The organism is Leptolyngbya subtilissima AS-A7, assembly GCF_039962255.1.
Classification (GTDB): Bacteria; Cyanobacteriota; Cyanobacteriia; order Phormidesmidales; family Phormidesmidaceae; genus Nodosilinea.
On the sequence record NZ_JAMPKY010000001.1, the window covers coordinates 829,962 to 845,256 of the forward strand.

At 50.0% G+C, this 15,295-nt stretch carries 14 protein-coding genes; 1 reads left to right on the forward strand and 13 read right to left on the reverse strand.

What is annotated here, in order from left to right; translation table 11 throughout:
• Position 1: 1 nt before the first annotated feature.
• From NC979_RS03755 to NC979_RS03815, 13 genes are all read right to left on the reverse strand, one after another.
• Positions 2–442 carry a GPW/gp25 family protein gene (locus tag NC979_RS03755; protein WP_190523880.1) on the reverse strand — a complete coding sequence of 147 codons (441 nt, stop codon included), beginning with the start codon at positions 440–442 and terminating at the stop codon, positions 2–4.
• Entirely contained in the window at positions 363–986 is a 624-nt protein-coding gene (locus NC979_RS03760) for a hypothetical protein (protein ID WP_190523883.1), read from the reverse strand. Before NC979_RS03760 ends, NC979_RS03755 begins: the two co-directional genes overlap by 80 nt.
• Before the next feature lie 4 nt (positions 987–990).
• Positions 991–1,842 carry a phage baseplate assembly protein V gene (locus NC979_RS03765; RefSeq protein ID WP_190523886.1) on the reverse strand — a complete coding sequence of 284 codons (852 nt, stop codon included), beginning with the start codon at positions 1,840–1,842 and terminating at the stop codon, positions 991–993.
• Complete coding sequence (locus tag NC979_RS03770; protein WP_190523889.1) at positions 1,842–2,810, reverse strand: hypothetical protein; 969 nt, start codon at positions 2,808–2,810, stop codon at positions 1,842–1,844. The genes NC979_RS03765 and NC979_RS03770 overlap by 1 nt, the downstream gene beginning before the upstream one ends.
• Positions 2,811–2,911: 101 nt before the next feature.
• Complete coding sequence (locus NC979_RS03775) at positions 2,912–6,556, reverse strand: rhoptry family protein (RefSeq protein ID WP_190523892.1); 3,645 nt, start codon at positions 6,554–6,556, stop codon at positions 2,912–2,914.
• Between the two features lie 67 nt (positions 6,557–6,623).
• Complete coding sequence (locus NC979_RS03780) at positions 6,624–7,199, reverse strand: DNA circularization N-terminal domain-containing protein (protein WP_190523896.1); 576 nt, start codon at positions 7,197–7,199, stop codon at positions 6,624–6,626.
• 42 nt (positions 7,200–7,241) lie between these two features.
• Complete coding sequence (locus tag NC979_RS03785; RefSeq protein ID WP_190523899.1) at positions 7,242–8,510, reverse strand: hypothetical protein; 1,269 nt, start codon at positions 8,508–8,510, stop codon at positions 7,242–7,244.
• Entirely contained in the window at positions 8,500–8,655 is a 156-nt protein-coding gene (locus tag NC979_RS03790) for a hypothetical protein (protein WP_190523902.1), read from the reverse strand. Before NC979_RS03790 ends, NC979_RS03785 begins: the two co-directional genes overlap by 11 nt.
• Positions 8,652–9,011: a hypothetical protein gene (locus tag NC979_RS03795; protein WP_190523905.1), complete on the reverse strand. Its 360-nt coding sequence runs from the start codon at positions 9,009–9,011 to the stop codon at positions 8,652–8,654. The genes NC979_RS03790 and NC979_RS03795 overlap by 4 nt, the downstream gene beginning before the upstream one ends.
• 147 nt (positions 9,012–9,158) lie before the next feature.
• Positions 9,159–9,668 carry a hypothetical protein gene (locus NC979_RS03800; protein ID WP_190523908.1) on the reverse strand — a complete coding sequence of 170 codons (510 nt, stop codon included), beginning with the start codon at positions 9,666–9,668 and terminating at the stop codon, positions 9,159–9,161.
• A gap of 15 nt (positions 9,669–9,683) precedes the next feature.
• The gene (locus NC979_RS03805; RefSeq protein ID WP_242024192.1) at positions 9,684–10,682 is read right to left on the reverse strand and encodes a phage tail sheath C-terminal domain-containing protein; all 999 of its coding nucleotides are present in this window, start codon (positions 10,680–10,682) and stop codon (positions 9,684–9,686) included.
• A 508-nt stretch (positions 10,683–11,190) separates the two neighbouring features.
• Entirely contained in the window at positions 11,191–11,931 is a 741-nt protein-coding gene (locus NC979_RS03810; RefSeq protein WP_190523922.1) for a hypothetical protein, read from the reverse strand.
• Between the two features lie 851 nt (positions 11,932–12,782).
• Positions 12,783–13,280, reverse strand: coding sequence for a regulator of G-protein signaling domain-containing protein (locus tag NC979_RS03815; protein ID WP_190523925.1), 498 nt, complete (start codon positions 13,278–13,280; stop codon positions 12,783–12,785).
• A 437-nt stretch (positions 13,281–13,717) separates the two neighbouring features.
• Between NC979_RS03815 and NC979_RS03820 the strand changes: the two genes are divergently transcribed.
• Complete coding sequence (locus NC979_RS03820) at positions 13,718–15,136, forward strand: NB-ARC domain-containing protein (RefSeq protein ID WP_190523928.1); 1,419 nt, start codon at positions 13,718–13,720, stop codon at positions 15,134–15,136.
• Positions 15,137–15,295: the final 159 nt, after the last annotated feature.

Genomic DNA, 15,295 nt, shown 5'->3' on the forward strand with positions numbered 1-15,295 from the left:
CTCACAGGGTCAGGGTTAGATCTAGGACGAGCGCCGCCAGATCGTCCACCGGGCGCAGACTCACCTGGGCGACAAGGGTACTGCGGCCCTCGCGATCGAGCTGAGAGGTGACAAAGACAACTTCTAGCACTTGGGCAATGCGCCCCTCCTGGGCAAGGCACTGGCGAATATAGAGTTCTGCCAACCGTCGGGTGCGATCGTTGTTCAGTTCTCCTACCAGCTCATGGAGCCGCGAACCATAGTCGGGGTGGCCCAGCTCCGCCAGGGTGCCCTGGTGGGTGTGCAGCCGATTGAGAATGGCCTGCACCAAATTGGCGCGATCGCTGACCGTGTTGAACAAACTGCGCGGATTGACGGCGAGATCAACGGCATCGCGGGTGGCTCGGTTGACGTTGTCGAGCGGGGGTTGACGCTGATGGGTGAGCTGGAGATCGCTGGGCATGGGTAGGTGGGGAAGGTAGAGGGACAGGGGTTGGGAACGGATGGAGGTGGCCGGAGAGGGAGATGTCGCCATTGACAGTGAGGCTGCCGTTGATCGTGACGTGACTGCTGGGGCCGGGGGTAAGGGTGATGGCGCTGCTGTTGAGCTGGATGCTAGCTCCCTCTGGAGTTTGCAGGTGAATGCCCTCAGGGGTGATGGCAAGGTGGATGACTTCAGGCTGGTCGTCAATGGCGATCGCAGCGGTAATGCGTTGATCGGACACTCTTAGGGCGGGAGTATTCTTGGCCGATAGGGTGATACCGGTGTGCTGATCCAGGCGAATTTTGGCGTGGCCAGTTTGGCGGTGCTCTTCAGCGGGGCAATCGCCATCGGTGCCCTGGCACCAGTGACCGTTGTGGGGCGCTTCCACTGAGCTAGGCATATCGTTGGGGCACAGAAAAATTTCTAGATACAGCGGACTGGCCCGCTTGTTTTCGCGAATGGGCGCTTCAGCGGGGGTACCCATGTAGGTGTAGTCGCTGTTGGCTCCTTTGATTCTCACCATTGGTCTATCCCACCTTGGTATTACGTGCTTTGGCCTGAATCGAGTTGATTTTTTCCATCGGCACCATCACCGGGCAGGGGGCACCCAGGTTGCCCACATGGGTGTGGCTAGACAGAATGATGTCGTCGTTGTCGGCGACGGCGTTGCCCGGTGCCCGCCCCCCCAACTGCACCCCGCCTGTGGTGGCATCGCCAAGTTTGATGCTGCCCATGCTCTTAATGGTGACGTTGCCGCTGGCCGCATCCAGGGTGATGCCGCCCCCTTCGATGGTGAATTTGCAGGTGCCGTTGCTGATGGTGATGTTGCCCCCCTTTAGGGCGACTTCGCACTGCTGATTTTTAGCGGTGATGTCTCCGTCCTTTAGGGTAAGGGTGCACTTCTCGTTGGTGGCCTCCACGGTTTTGTCGGTGACAGTAAGGATAGTTTTTTTGTCTTTGCTGGTCAGGGTTAGGGTGCCTTCGGCGTCAATTTTGAGGCAGCTTCCGGCCTTGAGGCTGTGTTGCAGCACAAACTCTTTATCCTTGCTCAGAGGCGGCTGATCTTGGTCGTTGTAGAGTCGACCAATGATGATTGGTGCATTCAGGTCGCCACCGACAAAGGTGATCAGCACCAGGTCATCAACGTTGGGAATGTTGGCTTGGCCGAGGTGGGGGGTGGCCACGGGCACCTGCCGCAGTTCAAAGTCTTTGCCGTTGGGCTGCTTTTTGTTTTTCAGTTTCACTGAGCATTGGTAATTGTTTTTGTCGTTTTCCGACTCATGGGGAAAAATGGCGGTGACAATGCCCAACTCGGTGGTGTAAATGCGGCGCATCTCCTGCTCCGCCACCTTTTTCATAACGCCGACGATAGAGTCCATCAGGGTTCCTCCTGCCATTGTAGAGTGGTGCAAAATCCTCGCCGCTGGCTGAGGCAGTGGCGCACCCCAGTAATTTTGTAGCGACCGCTGTGGGCGGCAATGGGCAGCTTGGCCAGGGAAAGGCGATCGCCCAACCCCACCGCCGGATTGCCCAAACCCTTGACCCAGCCCTGTCGCTGTACCTGATGGGCCTTCAGCAGGGCGGTGGCGATGTTGCCTGCGATCGCTTGGGTGCGGGCCGTTGGCTCCACCCGATGCAGCGTGGTGCCGCTGCGTTTGCCGCTGCTGCCCTTCACCTCCTTTTTGGATAACCAGCTATAGGCTTGGTCACCCTGGCCCTGGCTGGCTGGACTTTCGCCATACACCTCCACTCCGGTTAGCGGGCTTGGTCGCTCGCTCCAGCTATAGGCCAAAATGTTCACCCCGTAGGAAAAATCATGGGTCTGGCTGGGCTTGTAGGGGGCAAATACCAGCTTGTCGGCGCAATCGCCATAGATGTCGAAGCCGCACTGCTCCGCCAGGTGGTGCAGATGGCCATAGGCCGAGGTCTGATCACCCAGAGCATAGGCCGGAAACTGAATTCCCGCCTCGGCTTTGCCCATCGATACTCGACAGCGCTTAGCCACATCCGTCGCGATCGCCTTGGCGGTAGACTTTTCAAACAGCAAATTGAGGTAGGTAGTGGTCAGCCGCCGCAACTGGCTAACGGCCTCCACTTCCAGCCCATCCAAAACCCAGTGTAGGTGAGCAATCTCGCCCTTAAACACCGATTGAGGGGCGCTGTCATACCCCAGCTTCACCTCTACAGCATCGCCTACCGTTAGAGTTGGCGGGTTGGCTAACACTAGGCGACAACTATTAACAGGAACTGCCAGATCCGCCTCGGCGATCAGGCTGACCAAGGCGGCCTCGCTAGTAGGAGTAAGGGTGGTACTACCCACCGTAATTTGGTACTGGAAAGTGGGCATAAAACGGAGCCAACTACAGGATCGTAAAGGGTGGATTTAGGCGATTTCTGGAAGGTGATTTCTTCAGTCGCGGGCCGTGCCCATCCTTTAGATAAAGAGCATTAAACGGGTACGGCACTTAGTAGCTGCCGGTAGCCCCCGCTGATGTCTTCTAGACCAATGTTCAAATCCCGCTGCAATCGCCACAGGGGTTTCTTGAGCTCTAGAAAAATCCGGTCAATGCGGATGCCAATCAATTCCTCAAACTTCTCCATCAAGGCATCGTAGGCATCCTGTACCGCCGCCGCCACATTTCTAGGCAGCTCGCGAACTACGTCTACAATCTTGGCGTGAGTCTTGTCCAACTCCTGAATAACATCCTCAGGATAAAAGCCCTTTAGGGTTTCCATAAAGAAGGGGAAAATAGACTGCGCACTCAGCACTAAAGCGTCGCCATAGACAGTTTCTAAAAGAATACGATTCAGTCGTAGTCGCTGATCCTCTGTAAGGGTGGATAACTTATCGGCTAACAACTGCCCGTGGTCAGGCAATTCAATATCGCGAAATCCGCCCTCTGTATATAGGTTTTTATTAGCTAATAGACCGTTGAGGGCTACTACAATAACCTCATTCTCATCTTTCAGTTGATCAGCCTTTAATAACAACTGCTGGTTCACATCGAGTTGATTCCACAGCAGATTAGAAATAGGATCTCGACTGCCGGCCTTAAGCTTTTGCAACAGAAACGTTAACCCCTCTAACTTTAGATCGCTGACGTTAAAGGTATTCAGCAAGGTGGTTGGCCGAAGCGATCGCAGGGTTCTCTCCACTAGTTGATATGCGAGCCTTAAGGTATCGGAAACCTTGTTGACAACTTGACCTACAGCTGCACTCAGGGTTGCGATTGTATTGGTCAGATCATTTCTCAACCGCTCCGTTTGGCCGACCAAAATTTGAAGAATCTTGGGCGGTGCATTTCGTAAAGCTTGAAGCACTTCCTCAATCTTGTCAGTAATTGCTCTAGGCTTTTTTAGAACCTCATTCAGTATTGTTAAAATATTGCGAATTGGCTCTACAAACTGACTCTCAAGCTGATCAGGAAGCACATTCTTAAACTTAGCTACTAACTCATCGCTGCTTTTCAAAGATGTTTTTATTACGTTAATATCAGAAGCACTTGGAATCAACCGCTTCATTGCCGAATCATCTCCATCTTCTTCGGCAGTTAAAGCAATCCTATCCTCTTCGGCAGTTAGAGCAACTTTTTTTAGCCAATCATGATATGTTTTCTCTAAATCTTGGGTCTTATCTGCACCGATTAAGCGCTGATATAGAACATTTATACGGCGTACGACATCTTCGTAGTAAAAGTCTGTCTTTGTGACAGGCTGAAACTCTAAATTTAGCCCTTCAAACTTTTCTTGCTTCAGCTCCTTTAATCCCTTATTATGAGCTTCCCACGCAGTGTTCAATTTGCTCTTTGCTTCCAAGTAATCTGCCTTTGGATTGTCTGCGAATGTATTAATAGCTTTCCTTAAATCATCCAGCTCAAGCCTTAGTTTTTCCTCGTCAATGTTGCTGACACGCTCGTTGATTGTGGTTTGAATCTGTTTCAGCTTTTGCAACGGTTCATCCAGATCGAGACTAAAGAGTTCCTTTAGGTCATTCCAAAAATCAGAATTCATAATCTCATCTAGACCTAGGCCAGCAAAAAGTTTCTCAACGCTGCCTAATGCTGACTTAATGCGATCAATCAAGTTGTCAACAGGTAATACATTCAAAAGATCTTGAACTTTCGTTTTCTGCTCCTCCAGCAGCTTGATCAACCCTTCGGGAGACAGGACTTGGGCTATGTTGACAATTTTTTGGTACAGCCCTTCTAGCATGACCACCAGTTGATTGGGGTCAAGCTTATTGAGATTATGCAAAATTTTATCATACAGCTCCTTGACAGACTTGAGCAATTCTGAAGGCCGATATTGATTCAGCTCCTTCACGAAGCTGTCAATGTGTGGCTGTAGAAAGTCCTCCAAAAGCTTTCCTGGCTCAAAGCTTGTGACTTGTGCTTTGACTTGATCAACCTCCCGCTGCACCTGATCCACGATGTTAAGCACAGGTGCTAGAATCTCCTCAAAGGCTTGTTTCAACTCCGGATTCACAATCCCCGGCACATCTACACTTTCCAAGACCTTTTTACCAACCCCAAGCGCCGTTTTTTGGGCTGTTCCTAGACTGGCCACATTTATTTTTCGCAGATCACTCTCTAGAGTTTTGGATTTGGTCACGGCTAAATCGAAAGTAGACTTTAGCGTAATTTGCTCCAACGCCTTAGCCATTTTGTCGATGCCGCTATCTGCTGCTCTAATAGCATCCTTAACCTCTTGGCGCTCTAGCTGGATTGTGACTTTGCCGAGAAGATCACGAATTTTTTGCTGTAAGGCTTGATCATTTAAGTTTTTGTCAATGCCATCGTTGATTTTTTCAATTGCCTGTTTGACCTTGTCAGTCTGCGCTTTCACCGTTTCGGCTAGGCTTCTTATTCCTGCTTCTGCGGTTGTCGCCATCTGGCTCAACGCTTGCTTGGCCTTGACAACAATGCTCTCGACTTGGCTTCCTGCTTTTTCAATAAACTCTTGAATGGTACCAATCGCCTGACTAATGTAGGCCTCCATTTTTTCTAAAGCTTGCCGAGCAGCAGATAGCTTATCCTTAATAAACCCAACGATCTTATCGGTAATCTCCTGAACTTTGCTGATTCCCGTCTCTAGCAGAGCTTTGACCTTGTCCATCAAGTCTGTTAGCTGATTTGTAATGTCTGTAATGCGCTCGTCTAGCCCGGTCACAAAATTGGTAATAGGATTGAAGATTTGGCTTAATACCTGAATTTTTTCCCCCTTATCGTTGGGTAAGTTTTTGAGTAGCTTAATAAAATCTTTGGCCTTGAAGCCATCAATCCGCAGGGTAGCATTGACGAGAATGCGATCGCAGTCATCTAAAATTAGCTCCATCCTGCGAGCTTCCTCCCGCTGATGTTCCAGGTCAGCTTCGGTAGCGGTCTGCCGATTCAACCCCTTGATCATCTGCGCCAGTTTTTCTGCTTGAATGCTGCGGTTTGTGATAGCTTTTGCCCCCTGCCGCATGGCCTCCGGCGGTAGACTAGCGGCTACCCCCTTAATCTGTTCGATAAAAACGTTGGTAAGGGCAGTTTCGCTGAGTTCTTCTAGCCAAGCATCAGGATTTTTAAATTTTTCTAGAAGGGCCCTAAAGGCTTTAATCAAGGCATTCAACAGCCGAGATGGAAAAGCAGAGGCCCCCCTTAGAAAAGCATCGAATTCTGCAGAGATTGATGTTCCTGAGGAAGGGATATTGAGGCCACCAAAGTTAGCATTGCCAACGATGGAGGCTGTTAAGCCTCCCATCGAATTTTGAATTCCTGTCAGCTCTTGAGCGCTGAAGGCATCTGCTCCTGGATTTTGAGGAATGGCTGCGGCTAAGGAATCAATATTAATCTGATGTAGCCCCTCTAGTTGCCCTGTCACTTGAGTTTCCAGTTCTGTCGCCCCGATTGAAGGTTGGGGAATATCCTCTATCGCATAGCTGTCGCCCTCCAAATCCGCAATCAAATCAGATCCTAAGCTGGCATTGACTGGCTCTGGCTTATTTTGGCTCAATAAAGCTCTAGCTGAGGTGAAAGGATCGTCTGCAAAAGTGCTTTTTGCATCTAGTTCTAGGCTTTGTAGCTGGTCAATAATGGCGGTGAGGGTCATGGTTGTTTAGGAGAATGGGGCGAATTCAGAGAGGTTTCTAAAAAATGCTGCACTTAGCGTCAGTAAGCTAAATCCCTAGAATTTCTCGTAACCCTTTGGTATCGGCATGAATACTTTGGGTCGCGTCTTGGATGGGACGAATGGATTTGCGAATTGGCTCAATAGGGTTAGAAATTTCGGGCAGGGTTCCCATCTTTAGGGCATCGGGTAAGAGGGTTGCCTTCATGAAACTGGCGGCTTTAACTTTGATTTTGGGCTGCACCGCCGCCGGACTCGACTTGGCTTGTGTGGGCACCGCCTCTGCCACAATCAGCCGATAGCTGTATTCTCCGGGTGCTGCTGCCTGCTGCATCACCTCAAATTGCTCGATGATGACCCGGCTGAAGTAGGCTTGCCCCACAATTTCGGCTAAAAAATCTACGGCCTGCCGCTGTTTGTATGCTTGCCGCAGCCGTTCGAGATCATCCTGGGCTTTGGAGCCGTAGCAAATGCCGCGCACATCCAGCCGCACCGAGGCGCGCCCCAAATCTTGAGTCACGGTACCTTCTCGACCTGGGATATGGTGGGCCACCCAATTGGCTTGCTCTAGGGTGGCGAGGTGATGGATGCGGGTGAGGGCAATGTTGGCGATTTCGATAGGCATAACATCAGTCGGATAGGGAGATTAATGAATGAGGTCTGGAGTTTAAGGGCCATAGAAGCGTCGATAGTCGCGGTTGATAGTACGGGCGATCGCGTCCATGACCTCCTCCAAATCAACTTCATCCGGCGGTCGTGCACTGGGCGATCGCTCATTCGTCCAGGTCAATGATTGCTCTGGGAGGAAGGGTACCAGCCCATCACTAGATTTGTCCTGAGGCTTCACGATTTGGGAACTCAACGCTTGGGATTTCACCTCAAGCGACCCAGCCCAGTTCAGCGGTTCTACAACCTCAGATTTGAGGCTTAAGTCGCTGTGTTGTGCCGTTGTAGACGATGGTGCAGCTGCGGAGAAAGGCTGGCTATTGTGGTGCTGTCGACTTGCGTTCTGGTCCCAGGGGGTAGATTCTGAACTCAGTAAACTCTGCGTGAATAGGGGCATACCGGCCCCATCCATGTCACGATGTACCGTGTTCTGGTGCATGAATGCGTCTGTATCGTAACTGGCTAAATTCTCTGTTCCAGAGCGATCGCTCGTCTCGGTAGGGACCCTAGGATCTTTCCATTGCCCCCTATCAGCCCCGTTGATTATTGCCATGTCCACCATCGTGGCCTGTTCTAAACGGGTAACGCCCTGCAACGAATCAATCCCCGTAGGGTGAGCATCGGCCACGTCCACATTCTCTACGCCAGCAGCCCGTACTGCTCCAGCGTGATGCACCGCTAGTAGCCCATCAGGGTCAGCTAGCCGAGCCGTCAACTCTGCAAAACCACCGACGATGGGAGCCGTAACAGCAGCTGGAGTAGATGCCATTGCCCTTTCCTTGAGCTGATCAGGTTGGACAATCGGCGGCTTACCCTTCCTACTGCCGAGCGATGGAGCGTCAGCCTCAACCCCCATAGGGTGAGCATCGCCCACCGCACCTACGCTTTGATTCGCCATGGGATCCGCTGGTGCTGATACCAATTTCTGGTTACCCAAAGTCCCCTGAGCGGCATTGCTGAGCGCGGATACCGTAGCCTCCCCCAGCATTCCAACCTGGGGGGAAGCCAAAGTCTCAACGTCAATTCCCCGACTTCCTGACTCTGTTCTTTCCCCCAGCAGTCCTGCGGTCAACCAAGCGTAGAGGTGGGCAAGATCGTTGGACACGATCGCGCTCACAGCCCAATCCGCTGCCACCGCATCCAGCACAGGCAGATCGTTCCAAGCGGCGCTGGGCAAGAGCCAGTCCATATTACCGAGAACGGGGGCAAGATCTTGCTGAAGCAATCGCCCCAAGGTCGTTAATGACTCAGATCGCGCATCAAACCCCATACACATCAGCCTCCCTGTCCAGGCAACTGAGGTAAAGCACTGCCTGCCCCATGGTTAGAGCCTGCACCTGCTGGGGCGTCCAGCCAAAGGCTTGAGCAAAGCGAAAACTGACCCAGGTTAAGGACGGTGTAGGGGTGCCCGTCATGTTTTTTTTTCCTCCAAGCCGCTGAGGTGACGAATTTGGGTAATGAAAAAGTTCACCAACCCCAGTGGCATCGCCCGTACCTGATCTAGGGAGAGGGCCGGATTCACTAAGGATTCCTTAATCATCAACAGCGGAATCAGACCTGGATCCTGTCGACTGGCTTTCATAATTAGTTGCAGGGTGCCAATAGTTAGCGGTCGCAGCTGCACGACCAAAGGGTTAGCAGAGGTGCGATCGCCCGCCTCGCCGGAGTGCAAAAGCTGGGGCGGCACTGCCACCTCAAAGACCAGGGAAGCACCAGCCAACAGATCATCGGCAGTAAGAGTGAGGGTAGGGGCAGGGGTGGAAAGGGGCACAGGTGTTGGTGGCAAGGGGGAGAGAGGACAAGAAAGACTGGTACTAGCTGGTAGAAATAGGGCAACTTCCCTGAGGGTTCCAGGGGCTGGTTTCGGGTATCAGGAATAGTTGGCTGGCTAAAGCCGGGCTGTGCATGGGCGCGAGCATTAACCGCCTACGTCTTCGGCACTGACACGTAATGCCCGAAAGGTGATAGCTTCCATAACAAAATCGTCTTCGGGCAGACCAAAGCTCCAGCTATCAAACTTCACCCCAAAAACCGTAAGAATGCTGCTATTTTCGGGAATGGCGGGGTTGGTAAAGTTGATCACAATGTTGAATGAAGGCTGGGGAATTGACCCCGTCGGCGGTGGACTGGTCGATCCATCGCCTAATAACAGCCGTAGCATTGCTCCATTGATGTGGGCGCGCTCTACAAAGCCGGAGACATTGATATTGCCTGGTCTTAGTTCACTAGCAAAGCGCTTGCCAATTTCATGGTAGGGTCGCAGTTCGTTTTCCACCTTGACCTGCACATTTTGCAGCCGCCCCACAATACTAGACAGGGCATATTCGCCAATCAGCGCATCCGCCAGCTTGCCCTCCTCCGAGGCGCTATCGTCTACGGCCAGCACCAGGGAGGCATCAGAACCTCGAAACACGTTGGTATTCGGCATGGGTAAAACCTTCCCTTAGCTGAGGGACATGGTGACTTTGACAAAATCGATGCTGAAGGTAGGCTGGAGAGTCATAGCGACAATTGCCTCCCCCGCTACCTCCTGATCCCGGGTGGCTGAAACCTCCAGTTGGTATCCCACCAAAGCCTCATCCTCCACCATGCGGCTCAAAAAGCCGTTTAGGGTAGCTTTCATCGCCCCGCGCACCCGCACATTGTTCAGTTTGCCTATGTATGGGTTGCAGCTCGATCGCACCCCATAAATGGCGTAATCCACAATGCGACGGGTGGTAATTTGCCGCCAGGCCCCATCGTGGGTAGTAATACCTTTCACAATGCGAAACCCATCTCGCTGTTCTACCGCTAACAACCGCTTTTGCACCAGTTGTTCCAGAGTAGCGCTGTTGTAAATGTCCGTTAGCCCATCGACAGCCAAGGTTTTGTTGGTAGGGCTGGTATGAACGGGCAAAGACGAAATTAACCCCGCCACTGCTGCGGCTAAGTAGCCCGACGCGGGAGATTGCTCCTCCGAGTCGGGCTTTTCCTTCATAGCTACGCCAGGGGCGACTAAAATCAAGCGGTCATTGACGGGCACATCGTCGGGGACGGGGCCTTTTTTGCCCATGGCAAAGCCCAGACCCATGATTCCAATACGCTCTCGTCTAATTCCAGCCGTTTGGGTAAGATGACCGACCAAATGGGTCAGCATTTCACTATCGCCAGTATGCTGCCCGGCCAAAACCACAATGTTGACGGCATCCTTCTCCAAAGCTTCTAAGCCTTGCTTATAGTTCGGATCAACACCGCCTTTAAAGTTTCCTGCCGTCAACAAATTAGGGAGGTTATCTTTATAGTCCGCATTTATTTTTGCCACTCGCACCAGCTGAGATTTGGCCGTAACCGCTTTTTCCAAGTCGGCTAGACTACTGACTGGATATGACTCAGTTATTTTGCCTTGCTTAAGTTCTACCAGACGAATGGCTTCGGCACTTCCCTCTGCGACTTTTACTGTCAACGCGTCACCCTGTTTACCCGGATGGTTGGCTTGAAGCGTAATCCCACCTACTATTACTTCCTTATCGTTTTCGGTGATAGTGGTATTCAGGGTGCATTCACTACAAGTTCCAGTGCAAACTGCATAGACATTTTTGCCGCCATTTTGGTAGACCAACTCTAGCGATCGTATCAAGGTCAACCCATCACTAGCACCGCCAAACTTCGCGCGCGCTTCGCTTAGGCTACCGATCAAAACTACTCCCAACTCTGATCCCTGAGAGGCAGTTCCTACAATCCCAATATTTCCTGTTGAGATGCGCCCAGCACTAATTAACCCCTCATCTCGTACCTCAACATAGGTACCTGGCAAAATCATTTCTGGCATTGGTCACATTCTCGTGATAAGGAGCATTAAATTTCCCAAGAATATCTAGATCAAGACGCAGTTAACTAACGCTCAGCATCAGAGGCTGTGTGCTGTGCCGGCCGTCGTACGCTGTTATTTCCCGGGAGGAGTTGCATATAATTTATAGCAACAGGGAATTCGACAGGTTCTCGTGGCGGTTACTGGGCGACACGCTTTGCTTGAGAATTTCCAGCTTAATTTTCCCTCTTTCCACAGACACCGTTCTCAAGATTTCGTAGGTGCTGTTTGGAATGTCGTGCCAAGTGGCACGATTATCATCCGAGTATTGGTACACTTGGCTACAGAGATACGAGACCTTTTCTGGACCGGCAAAGTCAAAGATAGTCGGGCTCCAAGCCCCTTTTACATCGTGGGTGTCACTCATATTTCCGGCGCTACCTGACGAGGTCACGGCATTACCGACACCGAAGTGCTGACCTGGGTTGCGGTATGCCGGATCGAGGTAATTAATGGCTTGCAACGAAGCGGCACCCCAACTCACCCTTTCCCGAACGAAAATGTGGTCCAGATTCTGCAGATTGCCGGAATCGCTATCCCAAATAGCGTCATGCTTGATGTGACCTCCTGGGAGCGCGGTCAACGTCTGGGTTCTGAAGTTCACGAGACTCGCTTTCACTAACGCTGCAAGCGATGGCACCTCGGCAATCAGATAAGCACGGGTGCAAGCGTACTTTTTCCATTTGTCACCAGAGATGCGCTTCATTTCCGCGGCTACCTGGGGAGCTGTAAAGTTGCCGCTTGACATCAGCGCGACTAGGTCATGAAGATCGCTCCTCTTGACCCGTTCGTAGGTGGGATTATCTAGTTGAAGCGCCGTAGTAAATGCTTGAAAATTGAACATAATTATCCTTTGCAGTATTTGCCTGAGGCGGATACCGTAAGCGCTGAAGGCGGCTCATAGGCTTCTCTCTACCCGAACTCTTTATTAGCAATAGTCTGGACAGATTTAGCAACGAAGCTGAAAATCATATGAAGTAAACACTCTAGCGATAGCTCTTTAAATCAAAATTAGCTTGCGGACTGACGTTGATTTAAATACTTTGAGTGACATATGGTCTAGCTTGAAAAGCATTTTTTTTGCTCGAAGTGTTGATCTGGCGATCGCATCAAGGTCGACCCATCACTAGCGCCGCCAAACTTCTCGCGAGCTTCGCTCAGACTACCGACCAAGACTGCCCCTAACTCCGCTCCCTGGGAAGCGGTTCCTACAATTCCAATATTCTCTGTTGAAATGCACCCAGCACGAATTAAACCCTCATCTCGTACTCCAACGTAGGTGCCTGGCAAAATCATCTTTGGCATCGGTAAAACTCTCGTAATAAGTAGATCTAATCAACCTCTTGAGTCTCTCTTAACTACGCCTACAAGAAAGGGGGCATTCTACCTACGCAGATATATAGCCCCATTACGAACGGCTGCTTCTGGTGTCAGCCCCCACAAAATTTGAAGTAACACTCCGGACAGTTTTTGAGCAGCAACGGCGGAATGAAGGTTTTAGCTCTCTTACACGTTAGCCTAGCCAACGAGGAATTAAGAGTTTTAGCACTTTCCAAAAAGTGCCCAAGCTATTGCTGAGAACAGTGTCAAAGTTGTTTTGGGAGTATTATTACCTATTAATACTGACCTACAAAGGCCATATACTTCCATCATCTCTTTGGAGACTAATGTTTAAAGAGCAGCATCTAAAGGAAATCATGGAGATGAATAGTGGGTGCCCATCACAGCATCTACGCGTCTGGCAGCTTGCTTATAGTCTTCAGATAACAAATATCTGTTGAGTGTGTCATTTTTAATCAATCTACCTACCTCATCCTTCATGGCTACGATAGCATGCACTTTTTTATCAATTGAATCAGCATTTCTAAACTCAGCCATAACTTGGGCAGAAAAATTAACTTGACGGGGAGCTGTGTTTCCAACAAACTCATCGATAATGCTGTTTAACTTTGCTACTGCCATGCTCCTTGTAGATGGATCTTGAAATAGTTTTTCTAGCCCAATTGTTTTTGCAAAAAAATCCAAATTTTCTAGCGAAAACTCCTTTTCCGCAAAATTTCTAAAGCTTTGAAACCATAGATTATCCTCTCGGCCGAAGCGTTCTCGATCCATTTCTGGATTTAAGTAGCGAGGATTCGGGCGAAGATTCGGGCTTTCTCCAAGACTTAGTTGGAAGATAGGAGGTGTAGGCATAAGGAATCTCCTTAGCGTGCTTTAAGTAATTGAGCCAATTAAATTCTCTTAGCACAAATAGCTCAATCAAATTTTGCAACTTTAAGGAGCAAACTTAAGGTATTGAGATAGTGGCGTTCTATTACCAAAGCACTTTATCTCTCAATAGGATATTGAGCAGTCTTTATACGGGCACTAAGCATTTTGAAAGTATGGTGATGAAGACGGGCCGGAATGAGCATGAGTTACGACTTGTGTAGTGATGACTTTAACTCGAAAGTTTTACATGTTTCTTAACAATCCTTCTAGCTGAGATTTCACAAGCCTTTCGAACAATTGCAAGCGTCCTGACTCTGTCTGTATCTGCATATTCTGATGAGGTTGACCGTAATAACCCTTGGCCTGACCGAAACGGTCAAAGCTGTGTCCAACCTGTTAAACGTACATGCTTCCGGCTTATGGCATTGACTCCTCAAGCGCGTCCCCGGCATAGAAAGGTTATTGTTCTTACTGAATCAGGGTTTCAGAAAGTTCAGACCGCAAAGTCACAGTCTGACATTTGGGATGAATACACGAAAACCTGCACTTTAGAAACTTTAAGCGAGCGAACGGGGCTCTCAAGCCACACTTTAAGCAAAGTCCATGCTAGGAAAGCAGGAGTTGATCTGCGGACTTTAGTGCGCTACTTCAGTGCCTTTGGTTTGACCTTGGAAGCGAGTGACTATATATCAGTCGAGAAAACGGAAGAAAACGTTAAACCCGAGCAGATTACTCTATCCAGCGAAAAGCCTAGTGGGTCATTGCTGTCACCCATTTCTCTGGTGAACTGGGGTACCGCACCTGACGTTTCGAGATTCTGCGGTCGCACTGTTGAACTAGCCACCCTACAAGCCTGGATTTTAGAGCATCAGTGTCGCCTCATCACCCTTTCAGGTATGGGCGGCGTTGGCAAAACTTGGTTATCCGTCAAGCTTTTGGAGCAAATACAGACAGCCTTTGATGTCATCATTTGGCGCAGCTTGCGCCCCATATCTAGAACGCAACCCCTTGTGACTGTGAATGAATTGCTCGACGACTGGCTGAGACATTTAGTTTCCCCCTCAGAATCCCTTATTTCAGAAACGACCCATGCCAAAATCCTACAACTGATAGACTGCCTGCAAAAAAGGCCCTGTTTATTAGTTTTAGACAATATTGAGTCAGTTCTGACCAGGGCTCGCTCAGGTGACTCTGCTGAAGGGAACTTTACAAGTAGGTGTCAGGTCGGCTACGAAGCCTATGACGAGTTATTTCGTCTGATTGGGCAAGGGCGGCACCAAAGCTGTTTAATTTTGACAAGCCGCGAAGAGCCGAATCAGCTGCAACCATTATCGGGAGAAGATCGCCAGATTCGGCTATTTCCCCTCGGTGGTCTGAAGACTCTGGATATAAAACAGATGTTTGACGCGAAGGGTTGTTTTCAAGGGAGTGCCGATGAGTGGCATCACCTGGTGAATTATTACGGTGGGAATCCGTTTATTTTAGAAACGATTGCAACTACAATTCAGCAACTTTTTGGTGGTAGGGTTGCTGACTTTATGACGTGCGAAGCTCCACTACTTGACGATATTTGTGAGCTTATAGATCAGCAATTTGGATTGCTATCAGAGGCGGAAAAAGCAGTGATAGGCGCTCTTGCCAGTCAAGCGATGCCCCGTTCATTTTCAGAGTTGCGATCGCAAGTTTCACCTTCGATTTCAACAACCAGTATGTTAAGTGTCTTAAATTTTCTTAGGTCGCGATCGCTCCTTGAAAAGGCATCTACCAACACCGTCTTGCCGTCCTTACCAGGCAACTATGTCAGGGATTATGTCAATGAGCATTTTGTCCAGCAATGAACTCCTGCTCAAAGGCTAGGGTGCTCCAGGCAAGTATTTATACTAGGAACCAGAGAAGGCATGGCCAATCACATCGACAACTTTAGGATTTGTTTAGCATTTACTCTGAATGGTCCCAATTCGGGCTGAAGCATTAGCGTAAAATCAGGAGCATCGCAG

Bases quoted from the DNA above. Each gene is read 5' to 3' on its own strand.
- NC979_RS03770 (WP_190523889.1), bottom strand. From the start codon at position 2,810: ATGCCCACTTTCCAGTACCAAATTACGGTGGGTAGTACCACCCTTACT.
- NC979_RS03765 (WP_190523886.1), bottom strand. From the start codon at position 1,842: ATGGACTCTATCGTCGGCGTTATGAAAAAGGTGGCGGAGCAGGAGATG.
- NC979_RS03755 (WP_190523880.1), bottom strand. From the start codon at position 442: ATGCCCAGCGATCTCCAGCTCACCCATCAGCGTCAACCCCCGCTCGAC.
- NC979_RS03815 (WP_190523925.1), bottom strand. From the start codon at position 13,280: ATGCCTACACCTCCTATCTTCCAACTAAGTCTTGGAGAAAGCCCGAAT.
- NC979_RS03780 (WP_190523896.1), bottom strand. From the start codon at position 7,199: ATGCCTATCGAAATCGCCAACATTGCCCTCACCCGCATCCATCACCTC.
- NC979_RS03785 (WP_190523899.1), bottom strand. From the start codon at position 8,510: ATGGGGTTTGATGCGCGATCTGAGTCATTAACGACCTTGGGGCGATTG.
- NC979_RS03790 (WP_190523902.1), bottom strand. From the start codon at position 8,655: ATGACGGGCACCCCTACACCGTCCTTAACCTGGGTCAGTTTTCGCTTT.
- NC979_RS03820 (WP_190523928.1), top strand. From the start codon at position 13,718: ATGGCATTGACTCCTCAAGCGCGTCCCCGGCATAGAAAGGTTATTGTT.
- NC979_RS03760 (WP_190523883.1), bottom strand. From the start codon at position 986: ATGGTGAGAATCAAAGGAGCCAACAGCGACTACACCTACATGGGTACC.
- NC979_RS03810 (WP_190523922.1), bottom strand. From the start codon at position 11,931: ATGTTCAATTTTCAAGCATTTACTACGGCGCTTCAACTAGATAATCCC.
- NC979_RS03775 (WP_190523892.1), bottom strand. From the start codon at position 6,556: ATGACCCTCACCGCCATTATTGACCAGCTACAAAGCCTAGAACTAGAT.
- NC979_RS03800 (WP_190523908.1), bottom strand. From the start codon at position 9,668: ATGCCGAATACCAACGTGTTTCGAGGTTCTGATGCCTCCCTGGTGCTG.